Source organism: Desulfovibrio sp. An276, from assembly GCF_002159665.1.
GTDB lineage: Bacteria > Desulfobacterota > Desulfovibrionia > Desulfovibrionales > Desulfovibrionaceae > Desulfovibrio > Desulfovibrio faecigallinarum.
This window is the reverse complement of sequence record NZ_NFJC01000030.1, coordinates 20,629-37,013: the sequence shown is the minus strand read 5'-3', so window position 1 is coordinate 37,013 and position 16,385 is coordinate 20,629. Positions and strand designations below refer to the sequence as shown.

Annotated in this window: 14 protein-coding genes; 7 read left to right on the top strand and 7 right to left on the bottom strand. The window is 58.7% G+C overall.

Features of this window, described 5'->3' with window-relative positions:
* Positions 1–213: 213 nt before the first annotated feature.
* Together B5F76_RS11220 and B5F76_RS11215 are read right to left on the bottom strand one after the other, a co-directional pair.
* A complete protein-coding gene (locus tag B5F76_RS11220; protein ID WP_144268468.1) occupies positions 214–3,930 on the bottom strand; it encodes a hypothetical protein in 3,717 nt (1,238 codons plus the stop codon).
* 223 nt (positions 3,931–4,153) lie between these two features.
* Positions 4,154–5,035 (bottom strand): pyridoxamine kinase, encoded by an 882-nt coding sequence (locus tag B5F76_RS11215; RefSeq protein ID WP_087354579.1) that lies wholly within the window; start codon positions 5,033–5,035, stop codon positions 4,154–4,156.
* A gap of 179 nt (positions 5,036–5,214) precedes the next feature.
* Here B5F76_RS11215 and B5F76_RS11210 point away from each other — a divergent pair, with 179 nt between their 5' ends.
* The 5 genes from B5F76_RS11210 to B5F76_RS11190 all read left to right on the top strand — a co-directional run bounded on the left by B5F76_RS11210 (position 5,215) and on the right by B5F76_RS11190 (position 9,691).
* Complete coding sequence (locus B5F76_RS11210) at positions 5,215–6,168, top strand: radical SAM protein (protein ID WP_087354577.1); 954 nt, start codon at positions 5,215–5,217, stop codon at positions 6,166–6,168.
* 153 nt (positions 6,169–6,321) lie between these two features.
* A complete protein-coding gene (gene ychF / locus B5F76_RS11205; protein WP_087354575.1) occupies positions 6,322–7,422 on the top strand; it encodes a redox-regulated ATPase YchF in 1,101 nt (366 codons plus the stop codon).
* 194 nt (positions 7,423–7,616) lie between these two features.
* Positions 7,617–8,660: an amidohydrolase family protein gene (locus B5F76_RS11200; protein WP_087354591.1), complete on the top strand. Its 1,044-nt coding sequence runs from the start codon at positions 7,617–7,619 to the stop codon at positions 8,658–8,660.
* A gap of 57 nt (positions 8,661–8,717) precedes the next feature.
* On the top strand, positions 8,718–9,284 hold the full coding sequence (locus tag B5F76_RS11195; RefSeq protein ID WP_087354573.1) for a flavin reductase family protein: 567 nt from the start codon (positions 8,718–8,720) through the stop codon (positions 9,282–9,284).
* Between the two features lie 14 nt (positions 9,285–9,298).
* On the top strand, positions 9,299–9,691 hold the full coding sequence (locus B5F76_RS11190) for a putative quinol monooxygenase (protein ID WP_204218388.1): 393 nt from the start codon (positions 9,299–9,301) through the stop codon (positions 9,689–9,691).
* Between the two features lie 474 nt (positions 9,692–10,165).
* Here the strand turns inward: B5F76_RS11190 and B5F76_RS11185 are convergent, their stop codons facing one another.
* A complete protein-coding gene (locus tag B5F76_RS11185) occupies positions 10,166–10,441 on the bottom strand; it encodes a DUF2325 domain-containing protein (protein WP_087354569.1) in 276 nt (91 codons plus the stop codon).
* A gap of 358 nt (positions 10,442–10,799) precedes the next feature.
* Positions 10,800–11,255: a hypothetical protein gene (locus B5F76_RS11180; RefSeq protein WP_144268467.1), complete on the bottom strand. Its 456-nt coding sequence runs from the start codon at positions 11,253–11,255 to the stop codon at positions 10,800–10,802.
* 460 nt (positions 11,256–11,715) lie between these two features.
* Here B5F76_RS11180 and B5F76_RS11170 point away from each other — a divergent pair, with 460 nt between their 5' ends.
* Together B5F76_RS11170 and B5F76_RS11165 are read left to right on the top strand one after the other, a co-directional pair.
* Entirely contained in the window at positions 11,716–12,045 is a 330-nt protein-coding gene (locus B5F76_RS11170) for a type II toxin-antitoxin system PemK/MazF family toxin (protein ID WP_087354565.1), read from the top strand.
* 179 nt (positions 12,046–12,224) lie between these two features.
* Positions 12,225–12,638, top strand: a complete 414-nt coding sequence (locus B5F76_RS11165) for an OsmC family protein (protein WP_087354589.1) — start codon at positions 12,225–12,227, stop codon at positions 12,636–12,638.
* Positions 12,639–12,847: 209 nt separating this feature from the next.
* On the opposite strand, the gene B5F76_RS11160 is transcribed toward B5F76_RS11165, so the two are convergent.
* From B5F76_RS11160 to B5F76_RS11150, 3 genes are all read right to left on the bottom strand, one after another.
* Entirely contained in the window at positions 12,848–13,483 is a 636-nt protein-coding gene (locus B5F76_RS11160) for a hypothetical protein (RefSeq protein ID WP_087354563.1), read from the bottom strand.
* A 72-nt stretch (positions 13,484–13,555) separates the two neighbouring features.
* Positions 13,556–15,478, bottom strand: a complete 1,923-nt coding sequence (gene dxs / locus B5F76_RS11155; protein ID WP_087354561.1) for a 1-deoxy-D-xylulose-5-phosphate synthase — start codon at positions 15,476–15,478, stop codon at positions 13,556–13,558.
* 7 nt (positions 15,479–15,485) lie between these two features.
* Positions 15,486–16,382 carry a polyprenyl synthetase family protein gene (locus B5F76_RS11150; RefSeq protein WP_446717635.1) on the bottom strand — a complete coding sequence of 299 codons (897 nt, stop codon included), beginning with the start codon at positions 16,380–16,382 and terminating at the stop codon, positions 15,486–15,488.
* Between the last annotated feature and the right edge of the window lie 3 nt (positions 16,383–16,385).

Genomic DNA, 16,385 nt, shown 5'->3' with positions numbered 1-16,385 from the left:
ACAGCCTGTGGAGAGGCTCCTTGCCTCGTTGAAGCGGAACCCGCCCAGGGATCAAGCTAGCTTGTTTCCGCTGGGAATCCTCCGCCTTTAGGCGGGGGAGGATGTCAAGCGCCATGCCGGGCGCACAGAGCAAGAGAGCCTTCCCAATGGTCCGCATAGCGGTTCGGGAAGGCTCCTCTCGTCTTGTAGCCTGATGGACGCTGTTCTTGCGCCCTAGCTTCTGAACTTCTTCAAAGAGACAGCCGAGCGGGGACGTGCCACCCTGCGCCTGGGGCGAAGCTCCGCGGCCCTGGCAAGATTGTCTGTCTGCCCGATGCCGGCTGCAGGGGCGTCCTCCTGGACGCTTGCGTCTTCCTTCGCGGCCTCTGGAGCAAGGTCAAGCCCCATCCCGTTATTTGGGGCAGCCAAAGCCTCGGCTTCGGGCTTCTCCTCAACCGGTTCCACCACCTGCGCTGTCACAGGTTCGGACACAGATTCCGACACAGGCACCTGCCTGTTCGCACTCACCTCGCCTTGCGTCTCGCTGTCTGCAAGGCGTTCTGCAGCCTCTGCCCTGGCAGCTGTATCCTGCACTTCCGACAGGCTCTCCTGTTCTTCCCTCGCCTCCATCACAGGTGCATTCGTCACGGGCTCCTGGCTCTCCAATACGCTCTCCTGTACGGTAGTCTTCTCGACACTGGACAAAGCCTCGGGCGCTGGCACAGACTCTGGCTCGGACGCAGAGGGTCCATCCATGTCTATGACCAGGGGAGCTGCCGCGGAAGGTGCTGCACTCTCTTCCTTTCTGCGCAGCTTTCCGAAAAGGCGCGAGACTCTGCCCTCATTCTTTGCGCCTTCCTGCTCGTCCCCTGTTCCTTCCGCCTCCCTGGCCTTTTCCTGACCAAGGCCAGCCACGCTCACCAGTGTCTTCACAAGGGACGACACCTGGGCAAGGCCTGCCCTTGGACGCTCGCGCAGCCCAAACAGGGCCGAGAGCGCATGATCCGTGGGCACACCGGCCCGGCTCAGACTCTCCGCGCAATGGGTCGAGTAGGAGAGGACACGCTCGCCGTTGCGCAAAACGGACTTGACCGCCCTCTTCAGGGCTGCCGCAAGCTGCGGTTCAAGCACGGCTGCCTCGCCGCCGCCACCGCAGCAGGGAATGTCTATCACCCTGTATTCCCCTGTGAGCAAAGGCTGCAGGGATTTGCCAAAGACCTCCCTGCCCCTGTCCGCGCAAGGGATCATCACATGATACGGAGCAAGGCTCATGGGCTGGTGCAAGAGCTCGCGCAGGGCCACGTACACGGGCTCCACGGCAATGCCCCTGGAAATGAGCCAGGCCTGGGTCACTGGGCTTATGGCGTAGAGGCCGGTTACCCCCTTCTCCTCCATGACCTTGCGCAAGGAAGCGACCTTCTTGTGGGCTGCGTCTTCCATGCCAAGGTCTGCCATGGCAGCCCCGCTCTCGGCCAGGATGACGCCGCGGCCGTTCTCGTGCATGAAGCGGGCAAGCTTCAGGGCTGTCTTCGGATAGACGCAGCAAAAATCCGCATCCAGAAGCAGGTTCTTGCCTGGCCTGGCACTCTTTGCAAAGACAGAGACAAGGCGTGAGAGGGACAGGGTCTTTCCGTGCCCGGGCCTTGCCAGGCGGTTGCCGTGTGTCTGCACGTGGTTCTTGCGCAGAAGGCGCACAAGGCTCACCCCGTCAATGCCCTTGTCGCACACAGCCGTACAGGCCCCGCACATAAAGCAGTGCCAGGCAAGCAGGGGCTTTGAGGGCAAATCCGAAAGGTCCATGCCGTGCTTGTGCAGCATGGGAGAAAAGTGTGTGCAGCGGCCGCAGTGATCGCAGTTCTCCACCATGGCCGCGGCCTGGGCGCGCAGATCCTGGCGCCCGAGCTCAAGCCTCGCTGGCCCTGCGTCTTCCCTGGCTTCCTGCTCCCCTTGCTCACCTTGCGCCTTCTTGCCGAATATATTGTCTACGCCTTCCCTTGCCTGGGCCAAAAGCCCCTTTTTCTCCTGTTCTTCCCGTGCCGCGTTTTCCAGGGCGCGCACGCGCCTGTTGTGCACAATGATGCGTCCCTCAAGGGCAGCGTGGCTCACAAGGTGCGCCACTGCCTCTGCCACGGGCACATCCTCGAAGCCGCCCAGATGGGCAAAGAAGTTCCGCTTCAGGAAAACGCCCTGCCCAAGGGAGGGGCCAGCGCCGTGGCCTGGCTTTACGGCAGACCCAATCCAGCGCAGGGTGCGCTGCAGTGCGGGCACGCTTGCCGGAAGCGAGAAGGCGCCAAGGACAGCGCGCTCCTGGCCCATGGTGCTTAAGACACCCTCGTCAAAGTCGTCCGGCAGGAGCACGCAGTCCGCCACAAAGAGCACGTAGGTTCCTGCAAGGGACGCGACCACGCTGTTCAAATCCGACATCTTCTCGATGCGTACTACCCTGGCACCAGTGCGTCCCGCATCCTCTGCCATCTCCCCTGCCTCTGGCAGAAGGGCTGCCACGCATTCGGTCCAGGGGGCCTTCAGGGCGGAGTAGATGGTGTTGGCAAGGGTCGTTGAGCGCTCGCCTGCGACAACAACCACGCTCACAAGGGGTCTTGTCTCGCTCTCTTGCGGCAGGGGCCTAAGCATATGGGGACGGTTTGCAAAGCCTGTGAGGGCAAAGGGAATGTCCGAGGCAAAGGTGCAGTGGGCAAGGGCCCCTTGCGTATAGCGGGCGCGTCCGAGGCTGCGCGCAAGGCCAACAAGACAGTACTGGCGATCCGGCCCGGCAAGGGGGGTCAGCACAAGGCCTGCGGAAGGCAGGGCCTCAAGGGCCTCTGCCAGCGCCTCGCGGCGCAGGTAGGCAGTGACAGGGCGCACGGCAAGGACCTGGCTTGCGCCCTCCTGGAAGGCGCGTGTGAAAAGCTCGTCCAGGTCAGCCACCCTTGTCACATCGCGAAAGCCCCCGAGGGGTGTGGTGTCGCGCTCAAGGGAAAGCGGGGAGCCCTGGGGACGGTTTCCGTCACCTGAGCACATGGAACAGGTGATGACGCGCATCTCAAGGCTTCTGGCTGCATCAACCACAAGGGCAGCCGCGTCGTCCGGGGTCTCCTCGTCGCGCACGCACACCAATATGCTTGTTCCGCCCATGGCAAGGCTGTCCCTTGTCTGCGCTGCCCTTGGTGCGTCGTGGGGCAGATCGTCCAGGCGCAGTGCGTCCAGCGCATCAGCGCCCTTGCTTGCCTGGCGCAGCTGTTCGGAGGAGTCCACGAGGGCCATGATGCCCTCGTGCATGTCGTGCTGGCGGCGCTTCTTGAAGAGGATGGCAACCCAGTAGAGGTAGCCTGCGGCAAGGACAGTGCCAAGGAGGATCAGCAGTGTGAGGGTGAAAAAGCCCGCCTCGACCGTGGCAAGGCCAGCCATGGCAGCTCTGGCAAAGAGGATGGGCACTGCTGCCACGCAAAAGGCCTTGGTGCGCATGCCGCACATACCAAGGACAAGGCCCACCAGGGCCACAGGCACGTTGAGGACAAGGAGAAGGACAGTGAGGAAGAGGCAGTACTCCAGGGGCAGCACAGCGCGCCTTGGAAGGCTCTTGCCTGCCTGCCTGCGGGCTGCCACCCAGCGATGTATGGAAGACTGCAGAAAGGCTCTTGTCAGGGTGCAGGCAGTGCCCGAAGCTGCGGCCAGGGCAAAGACGCTCACAATGAGTCCAAGGGCAAAGCCAAGGTCGGAAACGGCCAATGTGATGGCCTGGGACTCCGGCAAAAGAAAGACCAGGATGCCGGCAGGCAGGCTCACCACAAGCAGAACAGTCGAGAGCAGGGGAGAATTGGCCGCGAAGTCCGCGTACCTGCCGAGCATAAAGGGATTGACAAAGCTTGTGCCCCTTTGTGTGTAGAAGGCGCACATAAAGATGGCAAGGACAAGAAGACAAAAGAGCACTGGCCGGACAAAACGCTGCATACTTTCCCCTGGGACGCCTTTGAAAGTTTTTGCCGGCTCATGGCACGAATGCACCACAGGGCCGGCCTTGGGAATCCGCTTTTTTCGGATCCCCCGATTTTGGGGGCAGGCGCCCGTAAAAATGTACGTGTTCTTTGGCCTTTTCGCAAGGCGTGCGAAAAGAGCCGCAAGGGGCTTCATGGGCTTCCCTGCGGCTCTCTTGCATACGATTCCCGGGCTTTTTTCAGGGAACGAGGCGCGTCTGGCAGAAGGCTATGGGCTGGCGCAGGGTCGGAAGGTAGCGCTCAAGCAGTATGCCCTCCACCGGGGGCACGTCCTGGCCGAAGGTGCCCCGCACGCCAAGGGTTGTGAACTGTACTGCCTTGTCTATGGCAAGGGAGAGGCTGTCGCCCTGCATGAGGCAGCCAGTGAGAACAGAGGCGAAGATGTCTCCAGTACCCGGATAGTGGGCCGGGATGTAGTCGCAGTCCACGCGCCAGTACTTGTCTATGCTGCGCTCGTAGGCAAGGACGGAGCTGTACTCCGGGCTCGGGCCCTCGGTTATGGGCATGCTTGTGCCAACGACTACGGCAGGCCCCATGTCGGAGAGGGCCTTCAGGTAGCCTTTGAGATCGTTCAAGGTGTGGCGCGCGTGGTAGTCGAGGTTCAAAAGCAGGCAGATTTCCGTGAAGTTTGGGGTGATGACAGTGGCCTTTTTTATGAGCCAGCGCATCTTCTCGACCATCTGCGGGGTCATGGTGGGGATAAGGACGCCGTCGTCGCCAAGGACAGGGTCTATGACCGTGAGGCCTCCGGGAGCCAGAAGATTGTCTATGCAGCGGGTGACGCTTTCCATCTGCTTTGGGCAGGCCATGAAGCCGGAGTAGACGCCGTCAAAGGTATCGCCCCGCTCCTCCCAGTGCGAGAGCATGTGCTCCATGTTCTCTGTGAGATCGAGAAAGGAGAAATTGCGCGTGCCAACGGTCTGGGTGGAGAGCACGGCCGTGGGCAGGGGAATGGGCTGTATGCCCATGCAGGACAGAACGGGAATGACCGCTGTGAGCGACGTTCTGCCAATGCCGGAAATATCGTGTATGGCCACAACACGGGGAATGGAATTGCGCAAGGGACTCCTCCGATAGGGATTGCCAGCCCGCCGCCCGCAAAGGCTGCAGGCCCAGAATGGAGCTTCAATATATTCCAGGGGCGCCAATTTGCAAGTGCCGCACTTGACTTTGCGGGGGTGAAAAGGGAAAACGTGCCCTGCCAAACAGTGCAAAAAAGTCCACCCCAGGAGGTTTTTTCATGGCGCAACATCATGTCTACGGCCCGGTTCCCTCGCGCAGGCTCGGGCGCTCCCTTGGCGTGGACATTATTCCCTTCAAGACCTGTACCTACGACTGTACCTACTGCCAGCTGGGCCACACCACCCTGCATACGGCAAAGCGCAAGGAGTACGTCGATGTAGACATGGTGGCAGAGGAGCTTCGCAGCCACCTTGAAAGGGACAGGCCTGACATCATAAGCCTAGCCGGTTCTGGCGAGCCGACCCTGAACAGCGGCCTTGGGCGTCTCATCACACGCATCAAGGAGATGACCGACGTGCCGGTTGCGGTGTTCACCAACGCCTCCCTCCTGTGGATGCCAGAAGTGCGCGCAGACCTGGCCCTGGCTGACATCGTAAGCCCCTCCCTGGATGCGGCAACAATGGCGTGTGCCGAGCGCATCAACGCTCCCGCAAAAGGCCTTGAAATTAATGTTATACTTGAAGGTGTGCGCGCCTTTTGTGCCGAATACAAGGGGCAAATCTGGATCGAGATATTGCTTGTGAAGGGTATAAACGACAGCCTGGAAGAGCTGGCACGGCTTAAAGAAGTACTTGAATCCCTTCCCCGCTACGACAAGATACAGCTGAATACCGCCACAAGACCCCCTGCAGACAGTGATGTCAAAGCCTTGAGTGAAGAAGAACTTCAGGCAGTAGCTGAAGTTTTGGGGCTGCCATGCGAGATCATAGCCTCCTGGCACAAGAAAAGCGGGGGAGAAATGCACGACGCGAAGGTCCAGGCATCGGACGTGCTCGAACTTGTGCGCTGCCACCCTTCCACGGCCGAGGATGTGGCAAACGGCCTTGTCATAACAAATGCTCTTGCAGAAAAGCTCATAGCCCGGCTTCTTTCCGAGGGCAGCATTCAGGCCGAGGAGAGAGCCGGCAAGACCTACTACATCGTGCGCGAAGAGGACCAGATTCAGGGCTGATTCGGGCAAGGCAGGGCGCCATCCCGGGGCTTCACATGACGGCCCCAAGAGGGTATAGGAGCCCGGAACACTTACCCCTGAACTGAAATCAGCAACCCAAAATCAGTCACATACTGCCAAACAACAAAAAAATCAGGCAACACGGAGTTTGACATGGCTCTCAGCATAGGAATTGTCGGCCTTCCCAATGTGGGCAAGTCCACCCTCTTCAACGCCCTCACCAAGGCCCAGAACGCCCAGGCCGCAAACTATCCCTTCTGCACCATCGAACCCAACAAGGCCACTGTGGCCGTGCCGGACAAGCGTGTGGACGCCCTTACCCTCAAGGCAAAGCCCAAGAAGACCATCTACGCCTCAGTGGATTTCATCGACATCGCAGGCCTTGTGCGCGGTGCAAGCAAGGGCGAGGGCCTTGGCAACCAGTTCCTTGGCAACATCCGCGAATGCGCTGCCATCGTGGAAGTGGTGCGCTGCTTCGAGGACGAGAACATCACCCACGTGGATGGCTCCATTGACCCCTTGCGCGACATCTCCACCATCGAGACCGAACTGCTTTTGGCAGACCTTGAGACTGTCCAGCGAAGGTTCGAGAAGCTGCAAAAGCTCTGCCGCACCTCCAAGGAGGCCCGCCCCCTGGCAGAAATGGTGGAAAAGCTCGCAGCCCACCTGAACGAGGGCAACCCTGCCCAGAGCTTCGAGTGGAACAGCGAAGACGATGCTGCCCGCAACCTCTGGCGCGAGATGGGCCTGCTCACTGCAAAGCCCGTCATCTACTGCGCCAACGTGGACGAGGACGGCCTTGGCGGAAACGAGCTCACTGCCAAGGTGGAAGCCTATGCCAGGGAGCACAACAGCGGCTTTGCCATCATCTGCGCCCGTCTCGAAGAAGAACTGCAGGGCCTTGAGGAAGAGGAGCAAAAAGAAATGCTTGCCTCCTACGGCATCGAGGCAAGCGGCCTTGAGAGCGTCATCCAGGCTGGCTACGCAACTTTGGGCCTTCAGAGCTACTTTACCGCAGGTCCCGACGAGGTGCGCGCCTGGACCATACACAAGGGCTGGAAGGCTCCCAAGGCAGCAGGCGTCATCCACACGGACTTCGAAAAGGGCTTTATCCGCGCAGAAGTCATCTCCTACGACGACTACATGAGCCACGAGAGCGAGGCTGCCTGCCGCGCTGCAGGTGTCCTGCGCGTTGAAGGCAAGGAGTACGAGGTGCAGGACGGCGACGTCATGCACTTCCTCTTCAACGTCTAATCACCCAATTATTCTTAAAAATTTCCCGGCCCGGCGCAAAGCCGGGCCTTTTTTTGTGCCAGGGAAGCTTTGTGAGAGCTGTCCTTCCTGGCAGTTTTGGGCAAGTTTTTGCCCATTCCCCCATGACAAATCCGGGCGCAATTTTTGTATTCTCCGCAAGGAATCTGGCCCGTATCAGTCCCCCGGAGAATCCCATGTTTCGCCTGACACTTGCACTACTCCTTGTGCTCACAATAAGTCCTGCCGCAACCCTTGCAAAGCCCGATACCGCAAGGAGCCGGGGCCTTGTGGATGTCCACAGCCACGCCATAGTGCCTGTCTTTCGCGACTACGTGAATGCCCATGGCGCTGCCCAAGAGGAGACCTTCCCCCTGCCCTTGTGGGAAGTGGAAAGGCATCTGGCCTTCATGGACAAAATGGGCATAGAAACCTCTGTCCTGACACTTCCCGCTCCCCTGCCCTCCTACGGGGACAGGGAAAAGAGCCGCGAGATCGTGCGCAAGGCAAACAGGGCCTTCCACGACATCAGGGCGCGCTATCCGGGGCGCTTTCTTTTCTGCGCCTCCCTGCCCCTGCCGGACGCGGAAGGAGCCCTGGAAGAGGCAAGGTACGCCCTGGAAGAGCTTCGGGCTGACGGCATACGGCTTGCCACAAACAGTCGCGGCCTCTATTTGGGCGACCCTGCACTGGATCCTGTCATGCGCTATCTCGACAGCGTCCACGCAGTGGTCATCCTCCATCCCCACAGGCCCGAGCCCGTGAATGCGGCAACGACCTTGGCCACACCCCTGGCCGTGTACGAGTATCCGGCAGAGACCACAAGGGCCATCGTAAACATGCTGGCCCACGATGCGTTCAGGCGCTTTCCCAACATCCGCTATGTGGTCCCCCACTGCGGCTCCTTCCTGCCGCTGGCGCTCCCGCGCATCAAATCCCTTCTGCCAGCCCTGGCGCAAAGGGGGCTTTTCCCGGACGTGGACCTTGAGACAAGCCTGAAGCAGCTCTACTTCGACCTTGCCGGAGCCCCGACCCCGGAGGTCGTGCAGACTCTTCTCTCCATCACAAGCCCGGATCATCTGCTCTACGGCACAGACTACCCCTATGTGCCGGACAGGGCCCTCGAAAAGATACCCGCAGGCCTTGGGCAAACCCTTGAGGAAGCGGGAATGGAGAAGGACAGGGTTTTCTTCGGCAACGCGAGGGAACTCTTTGCAGGAAGCAGGGCTGCACAGAAGTGAACCGTCGCACAAGAAAGGACAAATACAGCCGGTAATCCCGGCAAGGAGCATACATTCATGAAAAAGAATATCGGTCCCACCCTGGCCCTCTACCCCACCCCTGCAGTAGTCGTGGGCGCTTTTGTGAACGACAGGCTGAACTGGATCCTTGTTGCCCACATAGGCATCATGGGCCACGATCGCGTGGTTGTGAGCATGCACAAGGCACATCACACCAACAAGGGCATCGAGGCTTCCGGCAAGCTCTCCATCAACATTGTGGACAAGACCATGCTTGAGGCTGCGGACTACGTGGGCACTGTGAGCGGCGCTCGCACGGACAAGTCCAATGTGTTCGAATACACCATGGGCAGCGCAGGCACACCCGTCATCAGCGCTAGCCCCCTTGTGATGGAGTGCGAGGTTGTGGACAACTACCAGACCGAAGGCTTCGACAATTTCATCTGCAAAATCGTGAACACCTGGGCAGAGGAAGAGATCCTCGATGCAGATGGCAAGATTGATTACGACGTTTTGAAACCCGTTCTTTTTGAGATGCCAACCTACCACTACCTCTTGTGCGGCGAAAGGCTTGGCAAATGCACAAGCTACGGCAAGAAACTCAAGGAAAAACAGACCCAATAGGGAGGAGCGCTCCAGTGAAAAAGCTCTTTCTGATTCTTGCCCTGCTCGTTTTGCAGGCAGTACCCACCCTTGCCGAGGACAGCAAAATGCCGGCAAACGAGAACTTCGTGCGCCTTTCGCTCATCACGGTCGATCCCGCACGTCTCGAAGAATACAAGGCGTATCTGAAGGAAGGTGTGACGGCCTCCATGAGCAGGGAACCAGGCGTGCTTGTCCTCTACCCCACCACACGCAAGGACGCACCGAACGTGTTCACCATCCTGGAAATCTACGCAAACAGGGCTGCCTACGAGAGCCACATCAAATCAGCGCATTTCCAAAAGTACAAGCAGGGCACCCTGGATATGGTGCAAAGCCTTGAGCTCGTGGACGTAGACCCGCTCGTCCCAAGGCTCAAGATAAAGTAACCTTTCAGCATCTTTTACAATAGACCGAGCTGTGGCTTTTTTTCCTTGACTTGCGGCGCATGTCCGGTCTAAAGAAATTCCTGTCGGGGACGACCCCGACCATTTTTCCAAGCCGATTTTTGGGGACGACCCCGAAAACCGGCTTTTTTTGTGCGCCCCCCTTTGGGGAATGCCAAAAAGCATACACTCCAGCCTTCCATCTCCCCCCAAGGAAGGACCCGGAACAGCCCCGGTTACAAGAGCCGACGTACCGGGGCTGGCCGGGAAATCTCTTCTGCCCGCTCCCTGGCAAAAGATCAGGGCATGGCCGAAAGGGAACTTTTGGCCATGCCCTACATGCTTTTTCGACCTGTCCAATCAAGGGCGCGAGAGAAAGGCCGAAAAGGCGCCGCGCGACTGCACGAGGGGGGAAGGAATGCAGTTGCTTTGTGTTCTTGCTTCTGGTTCTTTGCTTTGGATACTTTCAGGGCAGTCTCATCTGCCCTGGATACACTTCCACAGGGAAGAGACAGAGCAGGAGTGCAGCATGTGCACCTGGATGTTCTGCGACTTTGCGTGCTCAAGGGCCTTGCGGCGCGCCTCATGGGAAATCTGCTTCGTGAAGATAACCACTGCGTCCGGCGAACCGATGCGTGCCTTGAAGTCCGGGGTGTCGTGCAATATGCACTTGAGTTCGACGCCACGCTTCTTCGCTGTCTTGATATAGTCCTGCTTCAGTCTGTCTATTCCGCCAATCAGTGTGATGCTCATATTGCCTCCAAAAAAGGAACGTGGACGGTAAATCATTGAAAAGTGTAGCTTGTCCTGTTGGAAGCAAAGATATTGAAATCGGATTTCAAAGTCAATAGCACTTTACTCTTATTTTCCCCACTCAAAAGCCGATATCCCTGTATTTGTCCTTGCAGACTTCATTAGAGGGATGGATTTTTCTTTTGTACCATCAATTTTGCGCATCCCTGGAAATGCAATATTTTCGCTTTTGCATGAGGTAGCCTCCATTGCACCCGGCATACAGCTCTATCACGAGAGGCAAAGGCTGTAGGTCAGAGACAAAAAAATCCCGCAGGCCCAAAGGTCTACGGGAGGAAAAATCGACAGGGAAGGATGGCTATTCCCTGGGCCTGAGCGAGGCAATGACTGGATCTGCTGCCTCCATCTGGCCGCTTACGGAGATGAGAACCACGTAGTCCTTCAGGATATGCAGGGAATTTCTGATACGCACGTTTTCGGAGGCTACGTAAAACACCCAGGTCTTGTCGTCCTTCTGATGTATGCCGCTCACGTTCAGGTCTCTGGCTGCCTTGTGTACCAGGGCCTCCATCCTCTTGCCCTCCCTGGGGAAGAGGCGGGCACTCAGGACAGTCTTCTTGTCCGCGGAGATGAGCTGAACGCTGTCGTCCACGATTTTTTCCTGCCAGCCGGCCGGCACATCCAGGGTGAAACGCTGATAGGAAGGCCCGTATTCCCTGACCAGGGCCTCAGACGGTGCTGGACAGGCAAGGACAAGGGCGAACACAAGTGTCAGATACAAAAGGGCATGGTATGATGCGCGATTGGTGGTCATGGCAGAGATCCAAAGGCAGGGCCTTGAGCCTTGCCGTCTTGTGGGCATTGATGGGTTGTTTTGGCAGTGCCCGTAGTTTTTCCGAAAACAGGAAAGGAGTCGGACAACCACTGACAGCTTTCTTTTAGTCCAGCAAGGCCGCAAAGGGAAGATCCCGCATATCCTCACTGTTGTTCTGGCAAAAATAGTTATATTCATCATGTACACTGGCACTTTGAGAAAGGTAGGCGGTTCTACCATGCTGGCTCTTCCCCGGCGATTCTGGACATCCTGCAACTGAAGCCGCAAGACAGGGTGCACATGACCGTGGATGCAGGGCGTCTGATAATCGAATCAATCCGGGGGAAGAAATACAGCCTTAAGGAATTGGTTATCCTATGCGACGCATCAGCACCTCTCTCTGGCGAAGATGCCGCGTGGACCGGCTCTTGCCCTGGGGGGGGGGCAGGGAGCTTGTCTGATGCGGCGCGGAGATATTTTTCAGCTGAGCCCGGATCCTGCCACAGGGCATAAACTTCAGGGAAACCGTCTCGTGTTGATAGTGTCGCCCGACAGATTCAACGCCTGCACGAAGGTTCCCATTGTCCTGCCAATCACTGACGGCAATGTTGCCCGCACAGCCGGATTCGCGGTATCGCTTGATGGCTGCGGCACAGTCACAAGAGGGGTGATTCGCTGCGACCAGCCCCGCGCTCTGGATGTGCGGGCACTGCAGGGCAAACGCCTGGAAAGTGTCCCCCAAGACGTCATGGAAGATGCCCTGGCAAGGCTTGCCACCATCCTTGGCTAGACTCCTCTTTCCTGTCCGCCTTCCTGTCCGCTTTCCGCATTTTTAGATGTTTTGGCATTGCAGCCCCTTGGACCAGCTGCTATAGTGTGTCCAATTTTCCTGCCTGCAGGACTGCACAAAGGCCTTCAGGAAAGAATCTCTTCACAAAACTTTCAACCAATACCACAAGGATAGATACCATGGCAGACTTTGCACAACTGACCTACAAGGGCGATCTGCACGTCGAATGCGAACACCTTCAGAGTGGCGCCAAATTCACAACCCATTCCAGCGACCAGCCCAACGCCATCCTGGACGGTTTCAACCCTGTCGAGCTGTGCGCCACCTCTCTTGGCGCCTGCGCCATGACCGTAGTGGCCTTCTTTGCCAGCAAGCACAACATCGACGTGAGTGGGATGACCATGCGAGTCAACAAGGAAATGCGTACCAAGCCCTACGGCATCAGCAAGATTGAGCTTGTCTTCGACATGCCTGACAGGGAATACAGCGACAAGGACAAGGCCCAGATCGAGCGCGCAGCCAACTCCTGCCCCGTGCACGGCGCCTTCCGTCCGGAAATCGAACAGGTCTTTACCTTCAATTGGAAGAAATAGCCGAAGGCCGCAAGCCCTAAGGTTCGTTCACAATTCACCCCGTTTGGTCCGTATGATCAATCGGGGTTTTCCTTTTGCTTCCCGCCCCGCGCCTTTTGCCTGGCACCTGCCTGCAATTTTTGCAGCAGGTTGTTGCACAATTTGAGTGTTCACCCAAACAATTCTCGACTCGCAATCACGCAGTGCGTTTCTGCAAGGTGTCCCCTGTCCTATCCCTGTGGCTTTCGCTTGCGCAAAAAGGCAAACTCTCCCGGATCGTCGAGCAAAAAGGCGTCAGCGCCGTCAAGGCTCATGCGCACTACCTCTGGCATGGAGCAGTTGCCTATGACACAGGTGAAGATGCCCCTGCCTTTCATGCTGCACAGTCTGCAGCCCGAGGCAACACCCTTCGGCAGAAGGCTTACGTCCAGGGCCCTGGCAGGGCCAATCTGGCAGGAATCATCCTCTCCCCCAATGTAGCCTGTGACAATATCCGGGACATTCTCCCTTGCCCTTGCAAGAAAGTCCCTGTCCCGTGACGCCAAAAGCAGGGGGAGCTCGTCCCTGGCGGCAAGGCAGGCGAAAAGAGCCTTTTCGTCTGCGCATTCGCGCACAAAAAGGCACAGGGGAAGGGCTATGCGCGTGCACAGTGCAAGCACGTCACGCAAGGGATACGGCTGTCCATCGCCCTCACCTGCCCTGCACTGAAGCCCGTCCTCAAGGAGGCAGACGCTCGCAAAGTCTGCCTCCGCATCCTTGGCAAGCTCAAGGCCTGCCAAAAGATCCGGACGCTGGGCACGCATGGCCTCATGGGCTCCGAAGAGGATGCGCGAGGTTTTGGCAAAGAAGGAAGCGCTCGTGGTCATGGCTTTTTCCCGATAGGAGATTTCGGCCAATACGCAGCCCCGGTCCCGGGACCAGGTCGAGCCCGGGAACTGCTACTCTTCTGATCTCGCGCTGAAGCCTGCCTTTTGCGCGAGCTGGCCCAGTTTTTCCGCTATGCCGTCCACATCCAGGAAAAGATCGTGACGCTGCTCTGCCTGGGTTGCGTGCTCTATGAACATGTCCGGCACGCCAATGCGGCAAAGCTCGAAAGCCCCCATAAGGCCTCTGTCGCAGGCAAATTCCAGAAGGGACGAGCCAAATCCGCCCTGCACTGCTCCTTCCTCGACACTCAGAATGAAGCGGAAATTCTTCATGATGTCCAGGATCTGCTCTTCCGGCAGGGGTTTCAGCCACACGGGGTCGAAGACCCGGATGGAGCAGCCGTACTTTTCCTCCACTGTCCTTGCTGCCTCGCAGGCCACGGGAACGCAGCGCCCCACAGCCAAAACGGCTATGTCCGAACCTTCCTTTACCACTTCACCCCTGCCAGTGGGGAGAATGGCGCGCTCTTGATCCACCTCCACGCCAAAGGCAGCACCCCTTGGGTAGCGTATGGCAAGTGGGTGCCCAAAGTCCGCTGCCGTAGCCACGCAGCGGGCCAGCATGTTCTCGTCCCTCGGGGCCAGAAGGTGCATGTTGGGAAGGAAACGCAGATAGGAGATGTCGAAGACACCCTGGTGCGTGCCTCCGTCCTCGCCCACAAGACCTGCCCTGTCTATACAGAAGGTGACAGGCAGATCCTGCAGGCAGACATCGTGTATAATCTGATCGTAGGCGCGCTGCAAAAAGGTCGAGTAGATGCAGGCAAAGGGCCTGTAGCCAGCGCAGGCAAGGCCTGCAGCGAAGGTGATGGCGTGCTGTTCGCAGATGCCCACATCAAAGAACCTGTCCGGTATGGCCTGCTGGAAGGCCGTTGTGCCAGTGCCGTCCGGCATGGCCGCGGTGATGGCCACAACGCGCGCGTCCTTCTTGCCAAGGCGCACCAGCTCCTGACCGAAAATCTTGGTAAAGGAGGGGACACCTGATTTGGAGGGAATGAGTTTTCCTGTCTCCGGCACAAAGTGCCCCACACCGTGGTAGTGGGTGGGATCCTCTTCTGCTGCCTGGAAGCCGTGGCCCTTCTGGGTTCGCACGTGCAAAAGGACAGGTCCGTCCTCCACTGCCAGGGCGCGCTCCAGATGCTGGCGCAAGGTCGGGATGTCGTGGCCGTCCACAGGGCCTATGTAGGCAAAGCGGAAGGCCTCGAAGAGCATGCCAGGCGTGAAGAAGGACTTGAAGCTCCACTCTCCGCGCTCCGCGTAGACTGCAAGCTTGCCGCCCACCCTGGGGATGGTGCGCAAAAAGGAGAGCACGTCCTTGCGGGTCTGGCGAAACCAGCGCCTTGTGAGCGTCCTTGAGAGGAAGCGCGAGAGAGCGCCTACGTTGGGGGCAATGGACATCTCGTTGTCGTTCAGGATGACAATGAGGCGCCTTCCCTGATGGCCTGCAAGGTTCAGCCCCTCGAAGGCCTCGCCGCCTGTAAGTGCTCCGTCGCCTATGACTGCCACCACGTGGTGGTCAAGGCCGCTCAGATCCCTTGCAGCCGCAAAGCCCAGGGCAGCCGAGATGGATGTCGAGGAGTGGCCTACGCCAAACACGTCGTAGGGGCTTTCTGCGCGCCTCGGAAAGCCTGCCAGGCCGTCCTTCTTGCGCAGGGTGGAGAAGGCCTCTGCCCTGCCTGTGAGGATCTTGAAGGGATAGCTCTGATGGCCCACGTCCCAGATGAGCTGATCCTTGTTCATGTCGAGCTCGGACAAAAGGGCCAGGGTGAGCTCCACAGTGCCAAGGCTCGGCGCAAGATGGCCGCCGTTTGTGGAGCAGACGTCCAAAATGCGCGTGCGCACCTCGGTTGCAAGCCTTTCCAGCTCCGCGTTTGTGAGATCGTGCAGGCCGTCCGGAAGATTCAGTGTTTTCAGATAGGGTGTCTGATTGTCCATTGCTGCCTCACTTGACTCTTTTCACAGTGTACAGGGCAAGGCCGCGCAAAAAGTCCGCATCCCTGCCTTCCATGCCGTCAAGGGCAGCAATGGCCTTTTGGGCGTGCATGTTTGCAAGCTCCCTGCTGCGCTCAAGACCAAGGAGTGCCGGATAAGTGTTCTTGTCCTGCTCCTCGTCCGAGCCAGCGGGCTTGCCCAGAGTCTCTGTGTCCGAAACCACGTCCAGGATGTCGTCCGCAATCTGGAAGGCAACCCCAAGGGAGGCGCCATAGGCCGAAAGTGCGTCAATGCTTCTTTCGTCCGCTCCGGCAAGAAGGCCTCCGCACACGACAGCTGCGCGCAAAATGGCGCCGGTCTTCAAGGCGTGCAGATGCTCCAGATCCTTGATGGGGATGCGCGTGCCAGTGCACTGCATGTCGAGTTCCTGGCCTCCGCACATGCCTAAGGAGCCGGCAGCCTTCGCAAAGAGCCCAAGGGCCTTCAGCACGTTTTGGGAAGGCAGGGGGCAGCTTGCCATGCAGGCAAAGGCGTCCGCCTGCAGGGCGTCGCCAGCCAGAATGGCCGTTGCCTCGTCAAAGGCCTTGTGGTTGGAGGGGCGTCCGCGGCGCAGATCGTCGTTGTCCATGGCCGGCAGATCGTCGTGAATGAGGCTGTAGGTATGAATCATCTCTATGCCGCAGGCAAAGGGCAGCACAGCTTCCGCGTCTGTGCCGAAGTGGCTTGCGGCAGTAAGGCACAAAACAGGCCTTAGTCGCTTTCCCCCGGCAAGAAGACTGTAGCGCATGGATTCCCGAAGCCTTGCCGGTGCGCCGGTATCGCTGTCGCACAGGCGTGTCAGGGCTCCCTCCACGAGAGCCGCTCGCTCAAGAAGCAGTGCCTTTATTTCCTGCGGGGACATGTCCATGAT

What these genes read in the sequence shown, in the direction of transcription:
- B5F76_RS11220 (WP_144268468.1), bottom strand. Translation starts at nt 3,930, where the DNA reads ATGCAGCGTTTTGTCCGGCCAGTGCTCTTTTGTCTTCTTGTCCTTGCC.
- B5F76_RS11210 (WP_087354577.1), top strand. Translation starts at nt 5,215, where the DNA reads ATGGCGCAACATCATGTCTACGGCCCGGTTCCCTCGCGCAGGCTCGGG.
- ychF (WP_087354575.1), top strand. Translation starts at nt 6,322, where the DNA reads ATGGCTCTCAGCATAGGAATTGTCGGCCTTCCCAATGTGGGCAAGTCC.
- B5F76_RS11200 (WP_087354591.1), top strand. Translation starts at nt 7,617, where the DNA reads ATGTTTCGCCTGACACTTGCACTACTCCTTGTGCTCACAATAAGTCCT.
- B5F76_RS11195 (WP_087354573.1), top strand. Translation starts at nt 8,718, where the DNA reads ATGAAAAAGAATATCGGTCCCACCCTGGCCCTCTACCCCACCCCTGCA.
- B5F76_RS11185 (WP_087354569.1), bottom strand. Translation starts at nt 10,441, where the DNA reads ATGAGCATCACACTGATTGGCGGAATAGACAGACTGAAGCAGGACTAT.
- B5F76_RS11180 (WP_144268467.1), bottom strand. Translation starts at nt 11,255, where the DNA reads ATGACCACCAATCGCGCATCATACCATGCCCTTTTGTATCTGACACTT.
- B5F76_RS11170 (WP_087354565.1), top strand. Translation starts at nt 11,716, where the DNA reads ATGCGGCGCGGAGATATTTTTCAGCTGAGCCCGGATCCTGCCACAGGG.
- B5F76_RS11165 (WP_087354589.1), top strand. Translation starts at nt 12,225, where the DNA reads ATGGCAGACTTTGCACAACTGACCTACAAGGGCGATCTGCACGTCGAA.
- B5F76_RS11160 (WP_087354563.1), bottom strand. Translation starts at nt 13,483, where the DNA reads ATGACCACGAGCGCTTCCTTCTTTGCCAAAACCTCGCGCATCCTCTTC.
- dxs (WP_087354561.1), bottom strand. Translation starts at nt 15,478, where the DNA reads ATGGACAATCAGACACCCTATCTGAAAACACTGAATCTTCCGGACGGC.
- B5F76_RS11150 (WP_446717635.1), bottom strand. Translation starts at nt 16,382, where the DNA reads ATGGACATGTCCCCGCAGGAAATAAAGGCACTGCTTCTTGAGCGAGCG.